The organism is Scatolibacter rhodanostii (genome assembly GCF_900197595.1).
In the GTDB taxonomy this organism is placed as follows: Bacteria; Bacillota; Clostridia; order Oscillospirales; family Acutalibacteraceae; genus Scatolibacter; species Scatolibacter rhodanostii.
On the sequence record NZ_FZLO01000003.1, the window covers coordinates 212,059 to 238,015 of the forward strand.

At 40.4% G+C, this 25,957-nt stretch carries 27 protein-coding genes and 1 tRNA gene; 7 read left to right on the forward strand and 21 right to left on the reverse strand.

From position 1 onward, the window contains the following. Window positions 1-97: 97 nt before the first annotated feature. Window positions 98-2,119 carry an AAA family ATPase gene (locus CS931_RS08470; protein ID WP_099205343.1) on the reverse strand — a complete coding sequence of 674 codons (2,022 nt, stop codon included), beginning with the start codon at window positions 2,117-2,119 and terminating at the stop codon, window positions 98-100. 15 nt (window positions 2,120-2,134) lie between these two features. After that, window positions 2,135-2,899: a type I 3-dehydroquinate dehydratase gene (gene aroD, locus CS931_RS08475; protein ID WP_099205344.1), complete on the reverse strand. Its 765-nt coding sequence runs from the start codon at window positions 2,897-2,899 to the stop codon at window positions 2,135-2,137. 150 nt (window positions 2,900-3,049) lie between these two features. On the opposite strand from aroD, the gene CS931_RS08480 reads away from it, so the two are divergent. Continuing rightward, the gene (locus tag CS931_RS08480) at window positions 3,050-3,688 is read left to right on the forward strand and encodes a bifunctional 4-hydroxy-2-oxoglutarate aldolase/2-dehydro-3-deoxy-phosphogluconate aldolase (protein ID WP_099205345.1); all 639 of its coding nucleotides are present in this window, start codon (window positions 3,050-3,052) and stop codon (window positions 3,686-3,688) included. A gap of 114 nt (window positions 3,689-3,802) precedes the next feature. On the opposite strand, the gene CS931_RS08485 is transcribed toward CS931_RS08480, so the two are convergent. The 8 genes from CS931_RS08485 to CS931_RS08520 all read right to left on the reverse strand — a co-directional run bounded on the left by CS931_RS08485 (window position 3,803) and on the right by CS931_RS08520 (window position 10,315). After that, window positions 3,803-4,318, reverse strand: a complete 516-nt coding sequence (locus CS931_RS08485; protein ID WP_099205346.1) for a CD1247 N-terminal domain-containing protein — start codon at window positions 4,316-4,318, stop codon at window positions 3,803-3,805. 16 nt (window positions 4,319-4,334) lie between these two features. Continuing rightward, a complete protein-coding gene (gene efp, locus CS931_RS08490; protein ID WP_099205347.1) occupies window positions 4,335-4,892 on the reverse strand; it encodes an elongation factor P in 558 nt (185 codons plus the stop codon). Window positions 4,893-5,069: 177 nt separating this feature from the next. Next, window positions 5,070-6,149 (reverse strand): M24 family metallopeptidase, encoded by a 1,080-nt coding sequence (locus tag CS931_RS08495; RefSeq protein WP_200814967.1) that lies wholly within the window; start codon window positions 6,147-6,149, stop codon window positions 5,070-5,072. Window positions 6,150-6,158: 9 nt separating this feature from the next. Then, window positions 6,159-6,647 carry a YqeG family HAD IIIA-type phosphatase gene (locus CS931_RS08500; protein ID WP_099205348.1) on the reverse strand — a complete coding sequence of 163 codons (489 nt, stop codon included), beginning with the start codon at window positions 6,645-6,647 and terminating at the stop codon, window positions 6,159-6,161. 133 nt (window positions 6,648-6,780) lie between these two features. Then, window positions 6,781-6,957 (reverse strand): 30S ribosomal protein S21, encoded by a 177-nt coding sequence (gene rpsU, locus CS931_RS08505; RefSeq protein WP_009060718.1) that lies wholly within the window; start codon window positions 6,955-6,957, stop codon window positions 6,781-6,783. A 129-nt stretch (window positions 6,958-7,086) separates the two neighbouring features. After that, window positions 7,087-8,277 (reverse strand): FprA family A-type flavoprotein, encoded by a 1,191-nt coding sequence (locus CS931_RS08510; protein ID WP_242964947.1) that lies wholly within the window; start codon window positions 8,275-8,277, stop codon window positions 7,087-7,089. A gap of 251 nt (window positions 8,278-8,528) precedes the next feature. Continuing rightward, entirely contained in the window at window positions 8,529-9,473 is a 945-nt protein-coding gene (locus CS931_RS08515; RefSeq protein WP_242964948.1) for a transketolase family protein, read from the reverse strand. Further along, entirely contained in the window at window positions 9,473-10,315 is an 843-nt protein-coding gene (locus CS931_RS08520) for a transketolase (RefSeq protein WP_099205349.1), read from the reverse strand. Before CS931_RS08520 ends, CS931_RS08515 begins: the two co-directional genes overlap by 1 nt. A gap of 210 nt (window positions 10,316-10,525) precedes the next feature. Between CS931_RS08520 and CS931_RS08525 the strand changes: the two genes are divergently transcribed. Then, on the forward strand, window positions 10,526-10,831 hold the full coding sequence (locus CS931_RS08525) for a DUF3892 domain-containing protein (protein ID WP_099205350.1): 306 nt from the start codon (window positions 10,526-10,528) through the stop codon (window positions 10,829-10,831). 108 nt (window positions 10,832-10,939) lie between these two features. Here CS931_RS08525 and CS931_RS08530 read toward each other — a convergent pair whose 3' ends face one another. Both CS931_RS08530 and CS931_RS12665 read right to left on the reverse strand, forming a co-directional pair. After that, complete coding sequence (locus CS931_RS08530; RefSeq protein ID WP_099205351.1) at window positions 10,940-11,461, reverse strand: GNAT family N-acetyltransferase; 522 nt, start codon at window positions 11,459-11,461, stop codon at window positions 10,940-10,942. Between the two features lie 33 nt (window positions 11,462-11,494). Beyond that, window positions 11,495-11,659: a hypothetical protein gene (locus tag CS931_RS12665; RefSeq protein WP_159459778.1), complete on the reverse strand. Its 165-nt coding sequence runs from the start codon at window positions 11,657-11,659 to the stop codon at window positions 11,495-11,497. 103 nt (window positions 11,660-11,762) lie between these two features. Here CS931_RS12665 and CS931_RS08535 point away from each other — a divergent pair, with 103 nt between their 5' ends. Next, window positions 11,763-12,011: a helix-turn-helix domain-containing protein gene (locus tag CS931_RS08535; protein ID WP_099205352.1), complete on the forward strand. Its 249-nt coding sequence runs from the start codon at window positions 11,763-11,765 to the stop codon at window positions 12,009-12,011. 135 nt (window positions 12,012-12,146) lie between these two features. Here the strand turns inward: CS931_RS08535 and CS931_RS08540 are convergent, their stop codons facing one another. The 3 genes from CS931_RS08540 to glyA all read right to left on the reverse strand — a co-directional run bounded on the left by CS931_RS08540 (window position 12,147) and on the right by glyA (window position 15,519). Next, window positions 12,147-12,809, reverse strand: a complete 663-nt coding sequence (locus CS931_RS08540; protein ID WP_242964949.1) for a flavin reductase — start codon at window positions 12,807-12,809, stop codon at window positions 12,147-12,149. Window positions 12,810-12,960: 151 nt separating this feature from the next. Then, window positions 12,961-14,229 carry a replication-associated recombination protein A gene (locus CS931_RS08545; protein ID WP_099205354.1) on the reverse strand — a complete coding sequence of 423 codons (1,269 nt, stop codon included), beginning with the start codon at window positions 14,227-14,229 and terminating at the stop codon, window positions 12,961-12,963. Window positions 14,230-14,262: 33 nt separating this feature from the next. Beyond that, complete coding sequence (gene glyA / locus CS931_RS08550; RefSeq protein ID WP_099205355.1) at window positions 14,263-15,519, reverse strand: serine hydroxymethyltransferase; 1,257 nt, start codon at window positions 15,517-15,519, stop codon at window positions 14,263-14,265. 183 nt (window positions 15,520-15,702) lie between these two features. On the opposite strand from glyA, the gene CS931_RS08555 reads away from it, so the two are divergent. Further along, the gene (locus tag CS931_RS08555) at window positions 15,703-16,236 is read left to right on the forward strand and encodes an inorganic diphosphatase (RefSeq protein ID WP_099205356.1); all 534 of its coding nucleotides are present in this window, start codon (window positions 15,703-15,705) and stop codon (window positions 16,234-16,236) included. A 164-nt stretch (window positions 16,237-16,400) separates the two neighbouring features. On the opposite strand, the gene tpiA is transcribed toward CS931_RS08555, so the two are convergent. From tpiA to CS931_RS08570, 3 genes are all read right to left on the reverse strand, one after another. Further along, complete coding sequence (tpiA, locus tag CS931_RS08560) at window positions 16,401-17,168, reverse strand: triose-phosphate isomerase (protein ID WP_099205357.1); 768 nt, start codon at window positions 17,166-17,168, stop codon at window positions 16,401-16,403. A 150-nt stretch (window positions 17,169-17,318) separates the two neighbouring features. Continuing rightward, window positions 17,319-18,515: a phosphoglycerate kinase gene (locus CS931_RS08565; protein WP_099205358.1), complete on the reverse strand. Its 1,197-nt coding sequence runs from the start codon at window positions 18,513-18,515 to the stop codon at window positions 17,319-17,321. Window positions 18,516-18,721: 206 nt separating this feature from the next. Next, window positions 18,722-19,255 (reverse strand): tRNA (cytidine(34)-2'-O)-methyltransferase, encoded by a 534-nt coding sequence (locus CS931_RS08570; RefSeq protein ID WP_099205359.1) that lies wholly within the window; start codon window positions 19,253-19,255, stop codon window positions 18,722-18,724. Between the two features lie 64 nt (window positions 19,256-19,319). Between CS931_RS08570 and CS931_RS08575 the strand changes: the two genes are divergently transcribed. Continuing rightward, entirely contained in the window at window positions 19,320-19,574 is a 255-nt protein-coding gene (locus tag CS931_RS08575) for a hypothetical protein (protein ID WP_099205360.1), read from the forward strand. Window positions 19,575-19,643: 69 nt separating this feature from the next. On the opposite strand, the gene CS931_RS08580 is transcribed toward CS931_RS08575, so the two are convergent. After that, complete coding sequence (locus tag CS931_RS08580) at window positions 19,644-21,749, reverse strand: MORN repeat-containing protein (RefSeq protein ID WP_099205361.1); 2,106 nt, start codon at window positions 21,747-21,749, stop codon at window positions 19,644-19,646. Between the two features lie 446 nt (window positions 21,750-22,195). Here CS931_RS08580 and CS931_RS08585 point away from each other — a divergent pair, with 446 nt between their 5' ends. Continuing rightward, the gene (locus CS931_RS08585) at window positions 22,196-22,981 is read left to right on the forward strand and encodes a hypothetical protein (RefSeq protein ID WP_099205362.1); all 786 of its coding nucleotides are present in this window, start codon (window positions 22,196-22,198) and stop codon (window positions 22,979-22,981) included. 53 nt (window positions 22,982-23,034) lie between these two features. After that, window positions 23,035-23,111: transfer RNA gene (locus tag CS931_RS08590), tRNA-Arg, on the forward strand. Window positions 23,112-23,293: 182 nt separating this feature from the next. Here CS931_RS08590 and CS931_RS08595 read toward each other — a convergent pair. Both CS931_RS08595 and CS931_RS08600 read right to left on the reverse strand, forming a co-directional pair. After that, a complete protein-coding gene (locus CS931_RS08595) occupies window positions 23,294-24,835 on the reverse strand; it encodes an NAD-dependent epimerase/dehydratase family protein (RefSeq protein WP_242964950.1) in 1,542 nt (513 codons plus the stop codon). Then, a complete protein-coding gene (locus CS931_RS08600) occupies window positions 24,835-25,848 on the reverse strand; it encodes an NAD-dependent epimerase/dehydratase family protein (RefSeq protein WP_099205363.1) in 1,014 nt (337 codons plus the stop codon). Before CS931_RS08600 ends, CS931_RS08595 begins: the two co-directional genes overlap by 1 nt. Window positions 25,849-25,957: the final 109 nt, after the last annotated feature.

Sequence of the window (25,957 nt, forward strand, 5' to 3'; positions counted from 1 at the left end):
TATTTAATATAGCTTACTCTTATACACTTTTTAAAATAAAAAAAGGTAGTACCAAAAAGAAAATCCTTTTTAGTACTACCTCATTCTCTTATAAACATCATTCGTCTAATTTAAAATCTTCCAACTGAATCAACTCTAGGTTACGATTTTCCGGCAAAGCTGCAATATTCCTGCGAGAACAGTTTAGAATGGCTTCTTCTAATTTGTTGCGAGCCATACGAGCATTCCCGTTTGTAGTTGCATCCCCTGTCTTTTGCATTCTATCAAAGTAGCGAATCAGTTCAGCATCACATTGGCTTTCAAGAATATATCCCTTGGCTTTTACCATAGATTTCGTAATCAATAATAATTCTTCCGCTGTGTAATCCTCAAATTCAATAATACTAGGAAATCGCGATTTCAATCCTGAGTTCGCCGTTAAAAATTCTTCCATTTCATGCGTATAACCCGCTAAAATAACCACTAAATTATCTCGGTTATCTTCCATTCCTTTGACTAACGTATCAATAGCTTCTAAGCCGAAACTGTCATCATTGCCGCGAAATAGTGAATATGCTTCATCGATGAACAAAACACCGCCTAGTGCAGAGGCAATCGCTTTTTGTGTCAGGGGAGCCGTATGTCCCACATATTTACCTACTAAATCTGCTCTAGTCACTTCTACCAGCTGCCCACCTGAAAGCACCCCAATGGCTTTTAAATAGCGAGAAACTAACCTCGCTACGGTCGTTTTACCTGTTCCTGGGTTGCCTGTAAAAATCATATGCATAGCAGGAAAATCTGCTTTCAATCCCTTTTCACGGCGAATCTGCTGAATCAAAAAATTATCTTCTAAGGAAAGAATATATTTCTTTACTTTTTCTAACCCAATGATATCTGTCAATTCAACTTTCACTTTTTCAATGGCTTTCTCTCGATCAACGTCAACCGCAAATTGGCTGACTGATAAGATTTCTTCGCCAAAAACAATCTGCAAATCTGCATTTTCAGCTTTTATTTTGCCTTCTTTTCTTTCACCGTTATGGCGAAGACGATATTCGGCAAGTGCCTTATGCAATATCCGCATATAGGTTTGAAGCGATTCGACACCCTCATCCGGTACAAATTTAGTTGACAAAACTTCTATCGCTTTTTCATCAAACTGTAACGAGTAAGACCATCTTTTTTTGGCTTCATCACAAAGCTTTTCTAGCTCTCGCCTAGCAATTGTTTGAATATCTGAAGAAGAGAATCCTCCTGTGCGACAAATATCATTGCATGCCTTAAGAAATGATGCTCCAAAAGCATCTAAAATTTTAGTTTCACTCTTATCTGTTAACAAAAATAGATATTTCCCTGCCATAGAAATATGAGAAACCGCACCCGGTACAAGCGCTGTGCCAATATCAACAAGCATCCCTTTCTGCTCAGCATATCGGCCGGATAAAGAAACTTTTCCCTCTATAAACAGATTGCCAATCATGCTTGTAATATTACTATGAGCTTTCTCAAATTTCTCAAAAACTAGGATTTGCCCATCCTCTTTGGCTGCCGAATAAATATCCTGTACAAAGATTTTTTCTGAATCAACCCCGGCATATTTTGATAAATCCATATAGCTAACTTTAGGGCTGTTAAAGACCCCACTTGTGTGCAATTCTCGTGTCAGTGTTTCAAGTGTTAAATGTCTTCCGGTACCGTTTTGCCCCATAATGATCAAGGCAGCTGACAGCTTATTGCCCTCAATTCCCGTTACATAGGGTCGCTTAAGCGCCAACAATAATGACTCAATAAACGCATCTTGCCCAATGACAATTTTTTGTGCCGCACTAGCAGCTTTTTCAAAATCTTCATTTAATTTCTGCACCATACTCTGTGCTTCTTTTTTGACTTTAGGCAACTCAGCAATATGAACTTTTTCATTTTCTTCAGGAAAAATCAATTCTGTATTGTTCTCTCTTTCCACTTCTTTTGTGAGAGCCGCAATGCTACTTTGTAGAGACTTAGAAAGACTCTGATTGATTTTCTCCATTTCTTCTAAAGATTTTTCGGTATCTATGTTTTGTTCTTCTGTTCGTCCTAAATTTAACTTGCCGTTTCGGAACAAAGAATTCAAGATTGAATCAATATCATCACTCATTTAACCATCCCTCTTCTATTCCATCTTTAATAATTGCAAAATTGTATTTGCATTTTGACAAGACAATTGACCTGGTGCCGAGGCATCCAAGCCCGTTGCAAACGTAATTGCAGAACCAAAAAACTCCCCGCTGACACGTGATATCTTTCCATATTGACCCATGCAAATAGCGACAAGCGGGCCTACTTCCCCTTGCATTTTAGTGGATGCACTCAGCATTTTTATCACATCTTCAGCTTGATGAGGCATAACCGCATATTTAGGCAAATCAGCGCCTAACTCTTTCATGGCACGAAACGCATCTGAAATCTCATTTTCAGGCGGTGTTTTTACAAAATCATGTTTAGAAAGTATCGTTACAATATTCTTCTTATGCGCTTTGTCTAACAAGCGCTTTATCCTTTTCTCTTCTAAAGAAAATTCTATATCAATCAAATCGCAGAAATCCAAATCAATCCATTGGCTCAGAATCTTTTCATATTCATCTTCTGTCCCTTGCCAAGAACCACCTTCATTGACTGTTCTCAAGGTGACAAGAAGGGGAAATTGCTCTCTACAAGCAGAAAGAACGGAAAAAGCTTCTTCTATTTCTCCCTCAAAGCAATCTGCACGCCATTCGACAAGATCAGCAGGCAAAGAACGCAGGTATTGATATTCTTTTTTCAATTCCTCTATGGATTTTCCCACAAGAGGAACACAAATTTTCGGCAATCCCTGACCAAAAATCAGGTCTCTGCACTGCACGTTTCTCATTGACACCATCCCATATAAAGCTTTCATTACTACCCTTTAGTATACTGTATTTCGCAACAAAAAGTCAACGGCAAAGCAAGTTTGTTTTGATTTCCTTGTCTTCTCTATTAAAATAATATATAATATTCTTAATCATAAAATATCATAAGGCAGAATTCTGTTAGAAAGGAACTTGTTATGCCAACTATTGAAGAAATTTTGCAAATTACAGGTATTATTCCTGTAATTAAAATTAATGATGCTGACTCTGCTCTTCCCATGGCGGAGGCCCTTGCTAAAGGAGGACTTCACGCTGCTGAAATTACATTTCGCACCCCGGCAGCCGCAGAATCTATTCGGAAAATTGCAGAAAATTTTCCGAATATGTTTGTCTGCGCTGGTACTATTTTAACTGTCACACAAGCTGAATTGGCTGTCAAAAGCGGTGCTAAAGCCATCATCTCTCCGGGATCGAACCCAGAGGTAATCAGATGGTGCACCCAAAATAATATTCTTGTTTATCCTGGCTGTGCTACTCCTTCTGACGTAGAATCCGCTATTCGATTGGGTCTTACCACTGTTAAACTTTTCCCTGCTGAAGTGGTTGGAGGCGTTGCCATGCTAAAAGCACTTTCAGGACCTTATGCCGATGTTAAGTTCATGCCCACAGGTGGAATCAGTCCTCAAAATGTCAGAAATTACTTGGCACTTCCTAATGTAATTGCTTGCGGTGGAAGCTGGATTTGCTCCGATAAGCTATTAGAAGAAAAAGATTTTGCCACTATCGAAAAAAATGCCAGAGAGGCAGCCGCTATTGTAAAAGAATTCCTTAATTAAATTAAGGGTATCTTCTTTTGCTGCTCTTAGTGCATGCAACTGTCTACATGACATAAAAACTAAAGCAAAAAGGACACAGCAAAAACTGTGTCCTTTTATTTGTGTGAAATAAAATTATTCTTCTGTTGTTTCTTTCTTGCTTCCGCAATGACAACCATCGCCGTCACCACAATCGCAATCTTCATCGTCTTCATCGAAATCAAACTCTAAGGTTTCGCCGCATTTAGGGCATTCGATGCTTTCCTCTTCCAATGTATCCATCGTTAGGGGAATTAATTCTCCGCAAGTGGGGCATGTTGCTTCAAAAATGGTTTCATCATCTTCTACATCATCCCATTCGTCGTCATCATGATGGTGGTGATGGTGATGATCATGACCACAGCCACAATCGTCTTCGTCTTCATCATCTATGCCATAGACAGCTCTTTCAACGTCGCCTAGGTCTTCATCAATTTCATCCATTTCATCGATGACAGTGTCAATCGTTTCATCGATTTCTTCCATAGAATCACAGATGCCTTCCAGAAGCTCCATCATAGCATTCAAAACTTTGGTTTCTTTTGCTTTAGGGTCAAGCTCCAAACCCTCCATTAAACCACGAACATAAGCAGCTCTCTCTAAATTAGTCATGTAACTTCCTCCTTTTTTAGGCGCGTTCCATGTACTCGCCCGTTCTTGTGTCAATACGAATCATTTCGCCTTCATTGATGAAAAGCGGCACTTTAATAGTAGCACCTGTCTCTAGTGTAGCGGGTTTTGTGACGTTAGTTGCTGTGTCGCCTTTTACGCCGGGTTCAGTTGCTGATACTTGCAGTTCTACAAAGTTTGGAGGCTCTACCCCGAAAACATTGCCTTTATAAGAAAGTATTTTGCACTCCATATTCTCTTTCACGAATTTGAAGCTGTCGCCCATAACACTGCCATTAATCGGCAACTGCTCATAGCTCTCCATATCCATGAAATAATATAAGTCATCGTCACTATAAAGATACTGCATATCCTTTCTCTCGACAAATGCACTTGGGTATTTATCATTAGGGTTAAAGGTTCTTTCTGTTACAGAGCCTGTGATTACATTTCTGATTTTTGTACGCACAAACGCTGCGCCTTTACCCGGTTTAACATGCTGAAACTCGATAATGGAAACCACGTTTCCGTCCATTTCAAATGTTACACCATTTCTAAAATCTCCTGCGGATATCATAAATATACCTCCAAAACTTTTGTGATTCTATTCTATCTTATTTATCCTTATTTTTCAAGTTTTTTATCTTTCCAATAAACAGGTTTTCTCATGCAGAAGATTTTTGTAAAAGACATATCTCAAGCAGGTCTTTTACTACAACACTTATTATTGGTCAAATGCAATTTTGATATACAATTATAGGATAATTAATTCTTTTGGTGAGTGTGTCAAACTGCGGCAACCATCTTCTGTTACAAGCAGCATATCCTCGATACGAACGCCAAACTCTCCCGGAAGATAAATCCCCGGTTCATCTGTTATCACCATACCCGGCTTGCAAATTGTGGAATCTAATCTTGAAAAACGAGGTTCTTCATGAATATCCAATCCAACACCGTGCCCCAGTCCATGCCCAAAAGTACCGGGATATTTAGCGTCAATAATATTTCTTGCCACTTTATCCATTTCAGAGCATTGAACCCCTGGTTTCACGTTATCAACGACCGCCAAATGAGCTTGCAAAACCGTTTCATAAACATCACGCTGAGCAGGAGAAACCGAACCCACTGCTACCGTCCTCGTCATGTCAGAATGATAGCCGTCTAACAGCGCGCCTGTATCCATCGTGACAAAATCGCCATTTTGAATTACCTTTTGTGAGGGCACTCCATGAGGCAATGAGCTGTTCACTCCTGAGACCACAATTAGGTCAAATGCGACACCATCTGCCCCTTGTTTTCGCATAAAAAGCTCAATCTCAAGCGCAATTTCTTTTTCCGTTGCTCCCTCTCGAATAAATGGTAAAATATGTTCGAAAGAAGCATCTGTAATTTCTTGTGCCTGTTCAATTTTTCGGATTTCCCCGGGTGTTTTAACTGCTCGAAGTTTAATCAGCTCTCTGTCCAAGGTAGCATCATCTATGGCATCTGCGCCAGCTGCATAGCAGGCCTTTTCCAGACGTTTAAATTGCCCTAAGAACAGAGATTCTTGTTCAAAATAGACTTCTTTTATGACATGCTTTTTTAACAGCTCTGTAATCTTTTCATTCAGTGAATCAAAGCGAAGAACTTTGCAATGTTTTACCGCTTTTTGAGCTGCTTCAAAATAACGAAAGTCTACGAGTAGATAAGTTTCTTCCTCCGTCAGCAAGACCGCTCCGGCAGAAGAAGGAAATCCTGTCAAATATCTTCTGTTTACGGGGGATAATATCAGCCCTGCCTTTTGTGAATCGCCATGAAGCAGAGCATTTTTTAAGTTCATCACTGCATCGTTCATAGTTAACTCCTAATTCTTATATCGATCTCGGAATTTCTTTTCTACCGCTCTGCGCCACTCAATCAGCGTGCCCTTCTCCATTTCAACAGGTTCTAATAAAATAGATTTCATTCCACAGAGATTGGCACCAATCACATCAGTGAAAATTTGGTCGCCAATAATCGCACACTTATTATGCGGCACTTTCAAAAATTTGCTAGCTTTGATATAACCAAAAGGAAGTGGTTTCATCGAGAAAGTGATATAAGGAAGCCCGAATTTGTCAGCAAAGGGACCCACACGACTAGCATAATTGTTAGATACAATGATTAATTTCAGCCCGGCTTCTTCCATTTGCTTAACCCACGCAATCGCACCTTTAACCGGTTCATGTTCAACATAAGAAACCAAGGTGTTGTCCACATCTAAAAGAAGCGCCTCAACGCCCATGCCTTTCAGCATGGCAGGCGTAATTTGGGTTATCTCTCGCATCATAAAACTGGGTTTAAAAAAACTCATTTACACTCTCCAAATGATTAAAAAAGCGGGCACAAAGCCCGCTTTTAACCGCCAAAATAATTCATTCTCACTTTGTGGTCAGCATTCACATGCTAAATCCTGCACAGAACCCTCGCAACCAAAAAGCAAAGTCTTACTTAAATTTGCGTTTGCGAGCCGCTTCTGATTTCTTTTTGCGTTTTACAGAGGGCTTCTCATAAGCTTCTCTCTTGCGAACTTCAGCGATGACACCCGCTCTTGCGCACTGCTTTTTAAAGCGTCGGAGCGCACTGTCTAAAGATTCATTATCTTTAATTCTGATCTCAGCCATTTATCTTCCCTCCCATCCGCCAAAAGGCAGGGGTTATTCTTTCACAATAGAACATCATTAATTATATAATTTGAGAGCACTATTGTCAAGTTATTTCTGCTATAAATCTAAAATCCTATCGTTTTTCTCTCATTTGCCCAAAACTGAAGCCGCAAAAGACGTGCCAAACTCTTTACATTCCTCAATTTGTGCTTCGCTGGGTCTAAAACGAATTTTTAATCCGTCTGAAACCTTCATTCTAAGCTGTTTCAAGCGTTCCGTCAAATTGCCCACAGCCTCACCTGTCCAGCCATAAGAACCAAAAGCTGCTGCCTGCTTGCCACCGTGTGTAATGGGGAGCATATCGGCGCAAAGCTTGTGAATCGGTTCTAATGCGTCAGAAAGAATCGTTGGTGAACCCAATAAAATGCCATCAGCCGCCAGTAAATCTGCTTTCAGGTTTGTACAGTCATCTTCCACTAAATTGTACAAACGAACCTCAACACCTTGAGAAGCTACCGCCTCAGCAATGATAACAGCCATCTGTTTGGTATAGCCATAGGACGAAACATAAGGAATCACAACCAGTTTTTTCTCTCTTTTTTCAGGTTCAGCAGTCCACTCTTTATATCTTGCAAAAACTTCTCCAATATGAGAGTCTAAGATAGGACCATGACCTGTGCAAATCATGTCAATTTCAAGGTCAGCAATCTTGGCCATCGCCTTGCGCATAAAAGGAATAAATGGACTAAGGATGACATCGAAATAGTATTTTAAAGCGTCATAATAGGTCTCTTCGTCCTTCACTTCACTGCGCAAAACGCTCTCTGTGCCATAGTGTGCTCCAAAAGAGTCGCAAGTAAACAGCATTTTTTCTTCTGGAATATAAGTGAACATTGTATCCGGCCAATGCAAGTTGGGTGCCATAATAAAACGCAATGTTTTATCTCCCAAAGAAATTTCATCACCTTCTTTGGCAACTCTTGACTTAAAGGAGCGATTCAAAATCTCCTTTAAGTTACTTAAAGCCGCTGTGGTACCAATAATTTCGATTTCAGGGTTCAAATCCAGTAATCTGGCAATACTGCCCGAGTGATCAGGCTCTGTATGGTTGACAATAATATAGTCCACCTTATTAGCTCCGACTAACTCCTGAACCTCACGGATATAGTCTTCTACAAAAACTTCTTTAGCTGTTTCAATCAGCGCTGTTTTCTCGCTGCCCACGATAGTATAAGCATTATAGGTTGTGCCGTACTTTGTTTCCATGATAATGTCAAATACTTTTAGCTCACGGTCAAAAACACCATTCCACCAAATTTTTTCTCTGAGTTGTTTCAAGTTTGTCTCCTCCTTCGTGCAAATGGACGGGCAAAATTCTTTTTTAATATGATAAAAAGCTCTTTTATCGTCTTTATCTATCTAACAGATAGTCTACCATATTTCGCATCATTTTTCATCTATTTTATGAGAAAATGACATAAAAACTAAAAAAATAATTTAATTCTTATTGAATTACAGCAACTTGCTAAATGGTATGAGAAAAAGAAAAGAGAAAAGCAAGAAATCCCACTTCCCTCTTTCTATATAATTTATTTAGCCAGCATTGCTTTTACTTTTTCTTCAATTTTTTCTGCTGAAAGTCCAAATTGTTTGAGCAAATCTTTTGCCGGCCCAGAATGACCAAAAGTATCTTCTACACCAATTCTACCCATCGGTACAGGATAATTTTCTGCCAAACAAGAAGCCACTGCTTCACCCAAACCACCAATGATATTGTGTTCTTCAACAGTCAAAATTCTTCCGGTTTCTTTTGCTGCTTGAATGACAAGCTCTTGATCAAGAGGTTTGATGGTATGAATATTAATCACTCTGGCACTAATACCCTGCTTTTCAAGGCTCACAGCTGCTACCAGTGCTTCTTGCACCATAAGACCAGTAGCAATAATCGTGATTTCTTTACCATCTTTCAGGGTAATTCCCTTGCCAATTTCGAACTGATAATCATCATTGTTATTCACGCTGTCAACAGGCAAGCGTCCTAAACGAATGTAGACAGGACCATAGTATTCGGCAGCTGCACGAATGGCAGCATGCATTTCATAATGGTCACAAGGGTTCAGCACCACCATACCAGGAATAGTACGCATCAAGGCAATATCTTCACAGCACTGATGAGTAGCGCCGTCTTCACCTACAGAAATACCAGCGTGTGAACCGACTATTTTTACGTTTAGGTGCGGATATCCAACTGAGTTTCTGACTTGTTCAAATGCTCTGCCTGCTGCAAACATCGCAAAAGAAGCAGCAAAAGGAATTTTACCGCAAGTAGAAAGCCCTGCTGCAATGCCAATCATGTTGCATTCAGCAATTCCGCAATCAATAAAACGGTCTTCATGATTTTTTTTGAACATAATTGTCTTGGTTGCTTCTGCAAGATCAGCGTCCAAAACAACAATATCTTTATTTGTGTCAGCCAATTGAGAAATAGCCTCACCAAAGCTTTCTCTCGTTGCCTTATTTACCATTTCAGCCATTATTGTTCCTCCTTTGCTAGATTCGCTTTCAGTTCTGTCATTGCCAGCTCATATTCTTCCGCATTAGGAGCTTTACCGTGCCAGGAAGCTTGATTTTCCATGAAAGAAACGCCATTGCCTTTTTTTGTCTTGGCAATGATTGCCACTGGCTTGCCTTTTACTGTCTTGGCAAAATCAAGAGCTTTTTCAATCTCTTTAAAGCAGTTTCCGTTAATGCTCATGACTTCAAAACCAAAAGCTTTGAATTTCTCGTCAATAGGCTCAGGACCGCCAACATCTTCAATTCGACCATCAATCTGAAGACCATTATAATCAACAATGGCACACAGATTGTCTAGTTTTTTGTGTCCGGCAAACATAGCAGCTTCCCAAACTTGTCCTTCTTCCAATTCACCGTCGCCGAGCAAAGCATAAACACGATAATCTTTGTTGTCGAGCTTTCCGGCAACAGCCATACCGACAGCTGCTGAAATACCTTGTCCCAATGAACCGGTAGTCATATCTACGCCGGGTGTACCTTTCATATCAGGGTGACCCTGCAGCATAGCCCCAATATGGCGCAAAGATTTTAGCTCATCCACAGAAAAATAGCCGCGATTCGCCAAAGTGGAATAAAGTCCGGGTGCGCAGTGTCCTTTTGAAAGAACAAAACGGTCACGATTTTCATCTTTGGGGTTGGCAGGGTCGATATTCATTTCCTTAAAGTAAAGATAGGTCATAATATCAGCAGAGGACAACGAACCACCCGGATGTCCGGATTTTGCATGAAACACGCCCTCGATAATACCGAGTCTGATTTTCGCTGCCGCCACCTTCAGTTCTTTTAATTCTTTATCTGTCATATTGAGCCCCTTTCTAGCAATAAAGTTGCACACTTTTTCTCAATTTAAATTGTATAATATTCGCTGTAAAAAAGCAAGTTTTTCACAGAATTGAAATTTATTTTATCCTCTTATTCTCTCACGTGCATATTTAATTCGGGCGGCGTAACAATAAGGATAACTTCAAAATTAAATTTCATAATTTAAATATTTTATCAAAGGAGTTTCATCATGAATGACATGAACAAATATGGTAATCTACCTATGAACATTAACCTCGTTACCCCTGTTCCTAATGCCGATGCTAAAGCAATTTCCCGACTCGTCAAGCAAAAAGGAAAAGTTTCAGGGTATGAGTTGTCTGACGGTCGTGTTCTCTCTAAGCAAGAAGGTGTTGCTCTTGCTAAACAAGGCGGAATTAGAGGGGTTGCCGTTGCCACTCGAAACGGCAGCGAATATCTCCGCTCTCTCCCAGACGGCAATGAGGGTAATAATCTTTCTGGGTTGCCGACTGCTTCTTCCAACAGCATGCAATAATCAAACTAATCTTCACTTGTTTATAATTTTAAAGCAGGAGCGAGAAGAATTTCCCGTACCTGCTTTTATTTTGCCTTATTTTTCTTAATTTAGTAAGCAAATTTATCTTTATTTCTCTTTCCATTCAGAAGATAAAATAGCATATTCAAAAGTATCTACCCAAATAGGGTTGCCTTGCTGGTTCTTTTTAAAAAACATATTCTCAAAAAAGTGGGCTTCTTTGCGCATTCCAATTTTTTCCATTAACCGCCAAGATGCTTCATTCCGTGGGTCACATAGTGCTGTTATTCGGTGAACACCATGTGCAAAAGCTTCTTTTATACAACCTGTTACTGCTTCAAAAGCATATCCCTTGCCTTGAAATTCGCTATTAAAGACATAACCAATCTCCCATGTACCAAACTTTCTCTCTGCAAAATAAAGGTTTCCAATCAGCTGACCTGTACTCTTTAGGCAGACAGCATAGAACTCATTTCCCTTTGAGCGCCTAAGTGCTTCTTTTTTAGCCTCTTTTTCGGTCAAAACATCATACGGTAAATATTGAACAACCTCTTCCTTAGAAAGATATTGATGCATGGCTCGCCAATCGTCTGGCTGAAATTTTCTGATTGTTAGTCGCTGTGTATCCATTTTAGTTTTCTCATTTCTTAAAATAGGCTTTTTTTATCCACTGTAAGTAAATGCTTTGACAATATCATCTTCTACAGCGATAATTTTATTATACATACTGTTGGCAATAAGTTTTTCAACTGACTCATTAGTCAAGTCCGAAATGTGCTCAAGCCATAGGCAAATCGTGTCATCTAATTCAATTACAAATTTTTTCATTATTTTCCTCCATATTTTCGTTTCAGAGTTTATACACTCTGAATTGTATCACTAAAATATGAGAAAATCAATAGAGTGTATATACTCTATTGGAGGAAATTATATGGAAAATAAGTTAAAGCAAGATGTCCCTATTGGGCATAATTTAAAAAAATTTAGGCAAAAATCTGGATTATCACAAGAAAATGTTGCCGCCAAACTGCAAACTATGGGACTAGATGTCCACCAAAAAATCATCTCACAAATGGAATTGGGAACATACAGTATTCGCATTAGCGTCTTATTAGCATTGGCTGAGTTATATGACACGCCTATTCAAGATTTTTTTTCCGATTTAAATCGCTATGAGTAAGTCACTTTTATCAGGTGCGTTTCTTTCTATCTGTCATTCCCACTCACCACAAAAGACGGACTATCTGCTTTACGCCGATGTCCGTCTTTTATTGTCAGCTTTTTCTTGCCAACTGCCTAATCTAAATATCTCTTTTTATTTTCTGACAAAAACGCGTTTTGGCATTTTGCAGACTGGGCAAAGCCAGTCATTTGGCAATTCTTCGAATCCGAAACTACGGTCGCTGTAGACATAACCACACACCGAGCAGACAAAGCTTTCTCCCGTGTGTTTATCAAATGTCTTCTCAGGTGCAATATAGGTTGGTGACAGTTTAGGCGAGCTGCCCTTAAGAACATGACGATAATATTCATAAGTCATTGGTTTGCCTACAGATTCTTCGCTGCCTGCCACAATTTCAGCCACATACATAGCCTGTGTGCCTGTTTCTACTTTATTAATTACCTTGCACAAGAACCAACAGCAAGTGTTCTCTTTAATGACTGGAACCCCTTCTACCAGCACCTTATGACGAATATTGTCAAGCTTATCAGTGTTCTCTCCTGAGTTAAAACCCAGAGCACCAATTACAGTACCCGGTGTTGCTTCTGACAACACTGAAACAGTAAAAATACCGCTCTTTTCAATACAACGATAACTGTAACTATCACGGTGAATGCTAACAGCGACAAGCGGAGGCTGTGTGTTTGCCACCTGCATGACAGTATTGACAATACAGGCAGAAGCCTTGCTTCCGTCTTTTACTCCTAGCGCATACACACCATATGAAATATTGTTTAAAATTGTTGGTTTCATCATTCACCTCACGGTCTAAGTATTGACGACCTAGCTACTAATTTGACTAAGTCTTTTCTTTCTATCTACGCTCTAAACAGAACTAGGTTATTTTTGTTTCTCTGTTACCAAATATATGCAGATTGTCCTTATTTATACGGCTAAGCTCACTTGCTCACTGGTTATTTTTTATTTTGTCCCAATACGCTTTAAAGGCTTGCTCATTTTTGTTTTCCCCATACTCATAGTACACCGTATCTTTTAGTACATCCGGCAGATATTGTTGGGGTACCCAATGATTAGGATAGGCATGGGGATACTCGTAGAACTGCCCCTTATTTTTCACATCATCGCCGTCATAATGCTTGTTCTGCAAGCTTCTGGGAATACTGCCCGTTCTCCCTTTTTGTATATCCTCGCTTGCCTTATCAAGTGCTTTATAAGCTGAGTTCGATTTAGGTGCTTGTGCCACAAGCACAACCGCATTGGCAAGCGGAATTCTACCCTCTGGCAAACCTACCATCAAAGCCGCATCTACTGCCGCTTTCACAATTGGGATAACCTGTGGCCAAGCTAGCCCCACATCTTCACAGGCACAGACCATTAATCTGCGGCAAGCTGATGGCAAATCGCCGGCTTCCAACAATCTTGCTAAATAGTGCAGTGCCGCATCTGTATCGGAGCCACGCATTGATTTTTGAAAAGCTGACAGAATATCATAATGCTCTTCGCCGCCTTTATCATAGCGAAGCGAGCTTTTTTGAGTCAATTCTTTGGCAGACTCCAACGTAACGGTAACAATTTCATCGCCCCGATCACATGCCAAAAAAGAGAGTTCAGCTGCATTCATTGCTTTGCGAACATCGCCGCCACATGCCATAGCAATATGTTGGCACACACCTTGCTCACAACGAATCTCACGTTTGTTTTCTTCTTGCAAAATGGCGAACGCTCTCTCTACCGCTTTTTCAACTTCTTCTTTTGTCACTGGTTTAAATTCAAACACAGTGGAACGGCTCAAGATAGCATTATAAACATAAAAATATGGATTTTCAGTAGTAGAAGCAATCAGTGTAATGCTGCCGTTCTCGATGAACTCCAACAGTGTTTGCTGCTGTTTTTTATTGAAATACTGAATTTCATCTAAATAGAGCAAAATGCCGTTCATGCCGTCAAAAGTATCGAGTTTGGCCACAATCTCTTTGATATCAGCTGTTGAAGCTGTTGTGCCATTAAGCTTTGCCAAATACATATGACTATTTTGTGCAATAATAGAGGCCACGGTGGTCTTACCAATGCCAGAAGGGCCATAGAACACCATGTTGGGGATTTTTCCCGAATCAATGATTCGCCGAAGCACCTTGCCTTCACCCAAAATATGCTTTTGTCCCACCACTTCATCCAGCGTTTGAGGACGAATTCTATCTGCCAAAGGTGCTGCCACGGTCTTCCCTCCCTCTTTGCCTGTCAAACTCTATTATTGATAAAGCGGAAATTTCTTGCAAATGCTATCTACTTTGGCTCTAATTTCTTCAATTTTAGACTCAAAATCATCGCCCATTGTCATGACAATGCACTCGGCAATGGCTTCCATCTCTTCTTTATCGAAACCACGTGTGGTCACAGCTGCCGTACCAATTCTTACACCACTTGTAGTAAACGGACTGCGTTTTTCACCAGGAACGGTATTCTTATTAGCCGTAATATAAACTTCATCCAAGCGTTTTTCAAGTTCTTTACCTGTGAGTTCAGAATCAGACAAATCAATGGTCATCAAGTGATTATCTGTTCCACCTGAAACCAATTTTACGCCTTTTGCCAATAAAGCAGCCGCCAAAGTCTGTGCATTCTCAACAATCTTGGCACCATATTCTTTAAAGGACGGTTCAAGTGCCTCACCCAAACAAACTGCCTTAGACGCAATTACATGCATGAGAGGGCCGCCTTGCGTGCCGGGGAAAATCGCTTTATCAATTGCTTTTGCAAATTCTTCTTTGCAAAGAATCAAACCGCCTCTTGGGCCTCTCAATGTTTTATGCGTTGTGGTTGTCACAACATGAGCATACGGAACTGGACTTGGGTGCACACCGGCCGCCACTAGACCGGCAATGTGTGCCATATCCACCATTAAAATGGCACCGCAGGCATCGGCAATTTCTCTGAATTTTTTGAAGTCAATCACTCTGGGGTAGGCACTCGCGCCGGCAACAATCATCTTTGGTTTGGCTTCGAGTGCAATTTCCATCACCTTGTCATAATCAATTCTTCCCGTTTCAGAATCTACACCATAAGGTACAAAGTTGTAAAGTGCGCCTGAAATATTGACAGGAGAGCCGTGTGTCAAATGTCCGCCCTCGGCAAGATTCATGCCTAAAACAGTGTCTCCCGGTTGTAGAAGAGCAAAATAAACCGCCATGTTGGCTTGTGCACCAGAGTGTGGCTGAACGTTGGCATGCTCTGCTCCAAAAAGCTCGCAGGCACGTTTTATGGCAAGGTCTTCTACAATATCAACGCACTGGCATCCGCCGTAATAACGTTTAGCAGGATAGCCCTCTGCATATTTATTCGTCAAAACACTACCCATCGCTGCCATAACACCCGGTGAAACTATATTTTCAGAAGCAATCAGCTCAATATTTCTCTGCTGACGCTCAAATTCTAACTGCATGGCCTCTCCAACTGCGCTATCTTTTCCCTTAACAAACCCAATGCTATCCATCAAATCGTTGAACATGGCACTTTCTCCTTTTTTCCGCTCATATGGTCGGCTTTTTCCCTATTATACTCTAATTCTAAACACTGTACAACCCAAAAAATCGCCAAAATGTTCTGTTTATAAAAAAACTTGTCAGATTTCTTTAAAACAGGTATACTAATACAAATATCTAAAATAGAATCATACTGAAAGGTAATTGCTATGTCTAATATTTGGCACGATATCAGCCCCGCAAGAGTTACTCCACAAGATTTTATCGCTGTTATTGAAATTGAAAAAGGCTCGAAGAATAAATATGAACTGGATAAAGAAACCGGCCACATTATATTAGATCGAATTCTCCACACTTCCACCCACTATCCAGCAAATTACGGGTTTATCCCCCGCACCTATGCTGATGACGGCGATCCCCTAGATGTTTTGGTTCTTTGCAGCGAAAATATTCACCCATTAAGCTTAGTTCGCTGTTATCCCATTGGCATGATTATCATGCAAGATCAAGGAAAAATGGACGAAAAAATCATTGCTATTCCTTATGATGACCCAAACTATAACACTTATCATGCCATTAGTGAACTACCGACACACATTGTTTCTGAAATTCGTCACTTTTTTAAAGTCTATAAAGATTTGGAGAATAAAGAAACGATTGTCAACGACGAGCAAGGGGTCGAGGCAGCTATTGAAACCATCAGCGCTGCCTGCGAAAGCTATATCAGTAAGTTTTGCCGATAAAAAAGGTGTAGTTTAATTTGTCGTTATCTACTGTAAAAAATACAGCGAGAGAAAATATGTTGTTTTCTCTCGCTGTATTTTTTACATCCTAAATTAAAGTCAGAAAACCCAGTAAAATTTTACTGGGTTTTCTTTTCACAAGATTAAAATAATCTGTTAGATACTTATTTGGAAGCTGCTTTTACGATAGCTGCAAAATCTTCTGCTTTCAGAGAAGCACCGCCGATTAAGCCGCCATCAACATCAGGTTTGGCAAGCAATTCATCTGCATTAGCAGCATTCATAGAGCCACCATACTGAATTGTCAATGCATTGGCGTTATCTGCACCGTAAAGCTCGCCAACAACTTGACGAATCACTGCACAAACTTCGTTTGCTTGCTCAGCTGTAGCTGTTTTACCTGTGCCAATTGCCCAAACTGGCTCATAAGCAATGATGATTCTTTTCAGTTCATCAGCAGAAACACCGCCCAAAGCGATTTTGGTCTGCAAGCGAACGAGTTCATCTGTAATGCCTTGTTCGCGCTGTTCTAAATATTCACCTACGCAAAGAATGACAGTTAGGCCTGCATCTAAAGCAGCACGTACTCTCTTCTGAACAGTTTCGTCTGTTTCGCCAAAGTATGTTCTTCTTTCGCTGTGTCCGATAATGACATATTCAATGCCGATAGCAGCCAACATATCTGCAGAAATCTCGCCGGTATAAGCACCGGATTTTTCCCAGTGGCAGTTTTCAGCACCGATTTTAATGTTAGTGCCTTTTGCTGCCTCAAGAGCAGCGGTCAAATCAATATAAGGTGTACAGGCAATAACATCGCAATCTGCCTCTTTAACTAGTGGAGCAATGGCTTGAATCAGTTCTACGGTTTCTTTCGGATTTTTGTTCATCTTCCAGTTGCCCGCAATAACAGCTTTTCTTAAATTTTTATCCATAAGTTCCCTATCCTTTCTAGATTCCACGCTGAACACAGCTCAAAATCATATCCAATTTGTCGGTTTTATTGGGATATTTGCATTGGAAATACCCTTGTATAAAAGCGGGAGAAAGATTCTCCCGCTTTCAGAGCGCATAAATTTTAGTTCTTATTCTTTTTCGCTTAAGCAAGCAATACCAGGTAGTTCCAGACCTTCGAGGAATTCAAGAGAAGCGCCGCCACCTGTAGAGATATGTGTCATTTTATCGGCAAAACCAAGTTTTTCGACAGCAGCAGCAGAGTCACCACCGCCAATGATAGAAATTGCACCGCTTTCAGCGACTGCTTTGGCTACGCCAATTGTACCGGCTGCAAAGTTTTCCCATTCAGAAACACCCATCGGGCCGTTCCATACGACTGTACCGGCATCTTTGATGGCATCAGCAAACATTTCTGTAGTTCTCGGTCCAATATCCAGACCCATCCAGCCGTCTGGAATGTGGTGTGAATCAACCATTTGGCACTGGGTGTCAGGTTTATATTCAAGTCCTGCAATATTGTCAACCGGCAGCAAGAATTTTACGCCGTTCTTTTCTGCGTTAGCAATAGTTGCTCTAGCAAGATCTAGTTTTTCATCTTCACAGATTGATGTACCAATCTCATAGCCCTGTGCTTTCAAGAAAGTATAAGCCATGCCGCCGCCGATAATCAAAGTATCGACTTTTTTGATGAGATTGTCAATAACACCGATTTTATCAGAAACTTTAGCACCGCCCAAAATAGCAACAAAAGGACGCTTCGGCTCTTGCAGAGCTTTACCCATTACGCTGATTTCTTTGTTAATCAGGTAACCGCCAACAGCAGGCAGATAGTGAGAAACACCTTCTGTAGAAGCATGTGCACGGTGAGCTGTACCAAAAGCATCGTTAACATAAATTTCAGCCAGAGAAGCTAATTCTTTGGCAAACTCAGGGTTATTTTTGGTTTCTTCATTATGGAAACGCACATTTTCAATCAGCTCTACTTCGCCATTTTTGAGAGAAGCAGCAATTGATTTTGCGCTTTCACCGATTACATCGGTAGCCATTTTAACTTCTTGTCCCAAGGCTTTGGAGAGATATGCGGCAACCGGAGCTAAAGAGAATTTGGGGTTGAATTCGCCCTTCGGTCTGCCCAAGTGAGAACAAAGAATAACTTTTGCATTCTGTTCCACCAAATATTTAATGGTTTTAAGTGCTTCGTTGATACGTTTTGGGTCAGCAATATTGCCGTCTGCATCAAACGGAACGTTAAAGTCACAGCGAACCAAGACTTTCTTTCCGCTTACATCAATATCTTCGACCGTTTTTTTGTTCAGATAGTTCATTTAGGTGCTCTCCTTTTAGTATAAAGTCAGGTTTTGTACGGGACAAAAACGCCTGAAAAAATCCGCCTGATTACAAAGCAGACGTGTGACCCATCATAACATTGTGAAAGAATCCACAATTCCAAACGCTATTGTAGCGCAGTTTCTTTTATTTTTCAAGTATTTTCGGGCATTACCTCAAGTTTTTCAGAACATTCACGCTATTTTTACAAAAATTCTGCCTGAGGGTTTGCAGATTTTGCCTTTTGCCAATCAAAACTCCTCAATTCTCCTGAGCAAGAAAGCTCCGGGAAGTCCCACTGGCGCAAGACTTCAAATGTTCCAATCGCAACCGAATTGGCAAGATTCAAGCTTCTTGCCTCATCCATCATAGGAATCCGCACAGTGGTATCAGGATTTTTAAACAGCAAATCTTCTGGCAAACCGGCAGATTCTTTGCCAAAAAAGAGGTAGCTATGATCAGGATAGGCAACTTCTGTATATTTATGCGGTGCTTTTGTTGAAAAAAAGAAAAATTCACCATGATTATTTGCAAAAAACTCGTCCAAACTATTGTAATAAGAAATATCTAAAAGATGCCAATAATCTAGCCCGGCGTGCTTTAGTTTTTTGTCATCTGGTTTAAAGCCCATAGGTCCTACCAAATGGAGTGCCGCTCCAGTTACTGCACAGGTTCGAGCAATATTACCCGCATTTTGCGGTATTTCAGGTTCTACCAAAACAATATTTAAATTTGCCAAAAATTTCAGACCTTTCCTAAAAAGTAATTTGCTTACATGACTAGAAATCAGGAGGAGGGGAATAATGAAACTGAACACGGTTCTTTTTGTTCTCAAAATCACAATGAAAGTATGGAGGTTACTCATTATGCACAGAAAAGGTAAAAATATCGCCAAAAAAGTTGGTGTAGGTCTCGCCATTGGTTCTGCTGTTGCCGCTGTTGGTGTTGGTATTGCCAACCGTAACAGCAAACCCGTAAACAGCATGAAAAAGAAAGCCGGAAGAGCAATGCAAAATGTCAGCGAAATCATCGGTGACGTTAGCAAAATGATTGGTTAATTATCCGAATTTATTTTACAAACTGTTTTCCCCTTAGAAAGAGGCGAGAATTTTTCTCGCCTCTCCTTTTTATTCTTCCCGTGCTGACGGGCGCTTATACAGCACGCCGTTATAATGCTTATCCTCTCTCCACTCTCCCGTGAAAATCACTTCGCCGTTTTCATTGAATTCGCTGCCTGTGCCGTTGCGGCGTCCGTCTTCCCACATTCCTGTATAGATCAGATGTCCTTTTGTATCGAACACAGAACCAAATTCTGTCGGTTGGCCTTTTTCCCATTTGCCAACAAACACAGAACCATCTTCTAAGCGATAAGAAACACCGATCCCATCTTTTTCGCCACCTTGCACACTGCCGCTATACTGCAAGTTTCCTTTGGTGTCAAATAAAGAAACAAAGGAATCTGGTTTGTTTTCTGACCAATTGGCAACATGCACGGCATGGTCTGTTTCACGAAAAGAAATGCCAAGCCCGCTCTTTTTGTCGTTTTCCCAAAAGCCAGCATAAGATAAGGTACCACTTTCAGAATAACTTACGCCAAAGCCATGGCGTTTGCCGTCTTTCATATCGCCCTCGTAATGTGCCGACTTGGCTATGCGTTTCACTCCACTGACACCGGCAATTTTGCCTTCGACAACTGCGGCACGATAAATGGTTTCACGAATCGATTCCGGCTTTTTTTTAGCTGTTTCGGCTAAAGCCATTTGCTTTTTATCTTGCTTCTCGTTCAGGCTATTCTCCACATTTTGCACCAATTTAGCAAGTTGCTGTTCAATCGGTGAAACATCCTCTTCACCACTTTCTTCGCCTACAGAAGGAGTCACCAAACCATAAGGAATGTCCCATGAACTAAGAGAAGAAAGATCAAAATACTTAGGAAGCTCATCGGGCAAAACTTGCCTGAGAACTGGGTTTTTCCAGAACTGTTCTTTTAGGGCCGCTGCGTTGGAGAGCACCGGACGTTCTTGTTCTTCCATCCGTTTTGAAACAGCTGCATCAGCCTTTTCAAGAATCTCAATTTCTTCGGCTGTTGGCTGTACTTCATGTGAGGCAACGTCTTCATTTTCAGAAGTCTTTTCTTTTTCGGCTTCTTTCTCTGTAAGAATTTCTTCACAAAGAGCAAAAGCATCTTTCTCAATAGGTTTTTCAGATTGTGTTGCCGGCTTAGATTCATGTTCGCTCTCTAGCGATAGTTCCTGCATCTTTTCCGTTACCACTTTCTTATCCAAAACAGAAGAATTTTGACCCACATGAATTCCTTTATCTTTATTTAGAGGGGAATCCTCGCGCTGAACCGCTTTTAAATTTCCCGCTGTTTCTTCTGCTATCTCAGGTTCTGTCCCCAAGGTTTCGGTCTTATCTTTTTTATTATCACAGGATTTCTTTTCTTCTGAAATCTTTGTGTTTTTGGTTTCATTCTGCGTATGCAGCTTTTTTATCTTGCCGTATTCCTCTAATGCTGTAAAAGAAACAACAAAATCTGCTTTAGCGCGGCTGACTTGGTCAGTATCCTCTGTCCAAGCAAAAATAGTTCTTGTGTCGTCTTCCTCATTTTTTTTGCTTAGCTCTAATCGTTTACGGGCATCTTCTTCTAGTGTGTAAGAAAACAAGCCCTCACTTGTCAGCAAAATCACTTCGGGGCGCCCCATAGCAGCGTCAATCGTATGCTTATAAGGGACCGGACACAGCACGTTCTTTGTATATCCGTTGATGGAAGGATTATAGTTAAAACGCTCGACATGATCAGCCAAGCTGTCTGGTTTCAAAATCACTTTTGCGATAATGGCATCGGGCGCGTCGTAATATTCTGATTTAATCCACTGATGATTTCTGTCAAAGAACATCTTAGAGATGATTAAATTATCAAAGTTCCGTCTAATTAGCACCGTTCCGACAGAAACTTGATAGCTTTGCTCCGTGGCAATGCTCCCTACCGTCTTTTTCCAAAAGATAGAATGACCGCTGAGCTTTCCCTTAATGCGGCTTTCAAGCCCCAAATCCACCAATTTTTTATTGACTTTTACAGACTTGCGGGCATTACTTAAAAACTTTTTGCGCAAGGCAAAAAAGTTGTCTTTCGTGCAATCCAGTGATTCACGCTCTGTAAAACAAATGCCATACACATCTTTTGTCAGCAAACTTTTGCCCATGACACTTTCTATTGAGTCGTTCTTCATACCCACACTCCCGCATTCGCTGATTTTTGCATTCACAGCACTTCATAGGTTATTTTGACGTTTTGGCTACTGGCTTTAAATAAATGAAGCCCTCTTTATACATCATAAATAGAAAAAAATATTCTATTTTGTAATCTTGTTCTTATCTAAATTTCTGATTTTGCCATTGTATTGATAGCCCTGTACCAAAAATCCATTTTTCCAATACATCCGTCAAAGATGGATTCTATTATATCACATTTCATATCAGACTCAAAGCTTTTTTATCGAAAAACACTTGTTTAAAATTGAGCCTCTTACTGCCTTATTCTGCACTTTAATCATTAAAAAAGGCATTGAGAATATTATAATTTTGATAAACGCAATTCAAAATTGACAATAAGACGCAAATGAGGTAAAATATTTAAGCTAGAAAAATAAGATAGCTGATAAAGGAGAACGCGTTTATGTATGACAAAAACCATACTTCAGCTCGGTTTTTCCTAACAGCTGCTTTTGTTTCTTTACTAGCTTTAAGTGCTTGTGGCAATAATTCTGCTGTTTTATCTTCTTCCTCTGCGCATACAGAAGGACTTTCTAAACAGGAAAGCCGTTTTCAGGAAGAATCTTTTGCCACTGATTCAAGCGACCTAACAGTGATGAACAGTACTGTCGATACGGTTTCCTCACAACTGCAGCAAGCGCAGCATGTTATACCTTATCCCTTGTTTAGCACCACCCTAAATGCAGAGCAAGTTAACTTGCTTGTAGAAAATTATGTTACCAAGATGGAAAATCTATATGTAGCTGAAAATGTCTCTCTCGAAAATGTTACGTATGAAATTATGTTTCAAAACGAAAAGTATATTTCCCTATATTATACCGGTACAATAACTTCTCCTGATTTACCTTATCCCAGCGTTTTTAAGACTACCCTAAACATAGATATCAACACAGGTACTGCGATTGGATTAAATCAAATTGCCAGTATTGATGAAGCTTTCTTAGCTCTTTTGGCAGAAAAATTGGAGAAGCAATTTCAAGTAATGGGGATTAATCTGTCTGATGTTACTAGCATTGACCAGTTAAAAAGTCAGTTGCAGCTAGCTGATATAAATGGCGACTATTTTTCTGATATTCAATCTTATTTTACGGCTGATGAAGTTGGTATTATCTTGTCTGTTCCCCATGTCTTAGGCGACTACATCACAGTTACACTGCCAAACACATCTATTCAAAACCTGATTCTTTAAGTAAAGCCACACCGAATTACTTTCTCAATTTAAAATCAAATAATCTTCCATATGTCTCCGTAGCTCAGCTGGATAGAGCACTTGCCTCCTAAGCAAGGGGTCGGACGTTCAAATCGTCTCGGGGACGCCAAAAAAACCGCTGTAAACCTAGTTTTTAGAGTTTACAGCGGTTTTTTATTTTTGTAATAGGAATAGACTTGAAAGAATTTTATCTATTTTATAGATTTGCAGAAGTATAAAATATTTGCTTAAGAAATTAATCTCATTCACCAGTTGAAAATCCGTCAATACTCCCTGCTTCCTATCAATATCTTATGCATTTGTATTGTCTGTTACATCCAACTCAGAAACAATTTTGGGATAGGTATACTCTTTTTCTTTTTTATCGTGAAGCGGAGTCCAAACTTGCGCAAAAAAAGGATCTTTTTTAGCTCGTTCATAGTAGTTCCAACTTTCACGTTCACATTCAGGACACCAGTGTCCTCCCTCAAGTACAAGTCTCGGACTGGCTTCAAATTTATGACCAAAAGCGCATTCAAAGTGCAGTTTGCTCATCCAATCTCCTGTGATCATTTCGTTTGATAAACACTTACCACCTCGAAAGTGTGCCGCACCGTTAATATCCTCTAAATTCAATGTTTCTTCAGGTTTATTCTCATCATAGCCATGATTAATTGGTACAACTGTATCCCAATCTGTAAAATGCTTAAAATCTTTAAAATCAGGAATAGCTTCCCACGCTTCTTTGGAACCCCAATAAGCCGCAATATGTTCTTCCCTATTATTTTCTGTAAAATTCACAGTACCATGCTCGGTTTGTGCTAGCTTAAGAAATCTTTTTTTGAGAATGTTGCCCATAAACTTCTGACCACCGGGCAGTTTGGTTAAAATACGAGCTGCGGTGGCTGTTCCGCCAAGATTTTTAAGGTAGGCATCATAAAAATACTGCATGGAATCATGTCTGAAATCCAAAATATCGTTGAGTTTGTCCGAATCTAAATAATATTGACCGTGAAAATTCCGAGTGGCATACCACTTCGTATCAGCTGCATAAGACAAATCCTTAAGCCCAATGGCTCCAAACATAATGGTATACATATCATAAGTGCTCACTCGGCAGCTTTCGCCACCACCAATATTGAAGATATGTCCCCAGAAATTGCTTCCCAACTCCTTATTCCGCTCTTTGGCACACAGATTGCGCAGCAGGATAGCTGAATCTTTATCTGAAACATATTCAAGTACGTTATCTAAACAATTATGGAACATAATGGCATCTTCAATGCTTGCCATGGCAGGCCCCATAATTCCTGTTTGTCTCAAGCTGACCCAATAGGGTAGCTCTGACTCAACTACATGCCTTTCAGCAGCAATTTTAGATACTGCATAGTAGTCATAAACACTTGGTTTTAGAGGATCTCCCACTCGGCCCCAATGAATGGGCGGCATGCGATCACCAGTTTCAGCGACAGTACCGATATACACAAAACGAGTTTTCTGCTCTTGTCTAAGGGCTTTAATCGCTTTTATAATATTAACACTGGAGCCATAATTGACTTGCATGGCCACCTCGGGATAATAATCTGCGGCAGGAGAAACGAATGCGCCTACATGCAGCACAATATCTGCATCACGCACACAACGCTCTACACTTTGATAATCCACCAAATCTCCCAACACAATTTCGAGGCAACCTTTTGTGGTAAAAGGTTCCAATAACTCTTTGTTTTTATCTGTATCGCGAACCAAAACGACTAGTTCAATCTTATCTGAGTCTTTTAAAAGTTCTTGCACCCCCAAAAAACCCATTGTGCCAGTTGCTCCGGTTAGAAATATGCGTTGCTTTGCCATCATTATTCCCCTTTCATGCCGATAGCCTCAGTTTTACCGTCTAAGATATCTAAGCATAATTTGATGGAATCTCCGATGGCGGCATCAATATCATCAGGTTGTACCCCTAAAGGCTCACAACCTTCTTTCTTGTCAATAAATTGATTTGAACATTGCAGATCAGCGAACTTAACCATGTGCAGACCGCCTTCTACGCCCTCTTCTTTCTGTTTTTTCATAAGGCCTTTGCTGCCCATAGCATACATCCATTTAGGAATGGTAAGAATCTTACGCCCAGGCACCCCCATATGCTTATGCACAATTGCTAAAAACTCTTTCCATGTCATGTTGTAATAGCCTATTGGCCAGCATTTGCCGCCTTCCGTGCGTTCCAATGCTCCTGCAACAGATTGACCAACCTGTTTGACCGTAACCATCGTTGTACCGCCTTTGGGGAACATGGTCATGCTTTTCATTCCACGAATCATTTCTACAAGGAAGAGCCATACCGGTTTGCGTCCTGGCTGCGTTCCAAAAATGTAGGGAAGTTCTAAAACAGCAACATTAAAGCTATCATCAGCATAGCTCATAGCCATCTTTTCTTGATCAATACGGCTACGGATGTAGGGGTGCCATTTGGTTAGTTCCTGTTCTGGACGTGTTTTAGCAAAGTAAGCAAAGTAGGAACCACAAACAACTGTATGCTTAACGCCACATTCTTTGGCAATGCGCAACAATCGCTCTAGTGCAGTGATGTTATATTTCTTAAACAAATCATAAACCGGAGCCGGACCTTCTACTCGTTCATCTACACCGGCTGCAAAAACAAAGCCCTCACAGCCCTCAAAATGCTGTCTTATCTGCTCGTCAGAAAGCTCCATATAGTTGCCAAACTCTACTTCCATTTCAGGTGGCAGCACTGCACCTGCAGGCAGCGGAGGCAACGCAATTGTTCTCACAGTATGTCCGCGCTTAATAAGCTCTGCAGCGGCTTCACTGCCTAAAAGTCCTGTTCCGCCAATCATTAATATTTTCATAAGTCGTATCCTTTCTAAAACACCATCTAAAATACTTGACAATTCATGAGTTAGCTATATAATAATGACACAGTGTCTAAATTTCAACCAACAGTTGCTTTATATATGT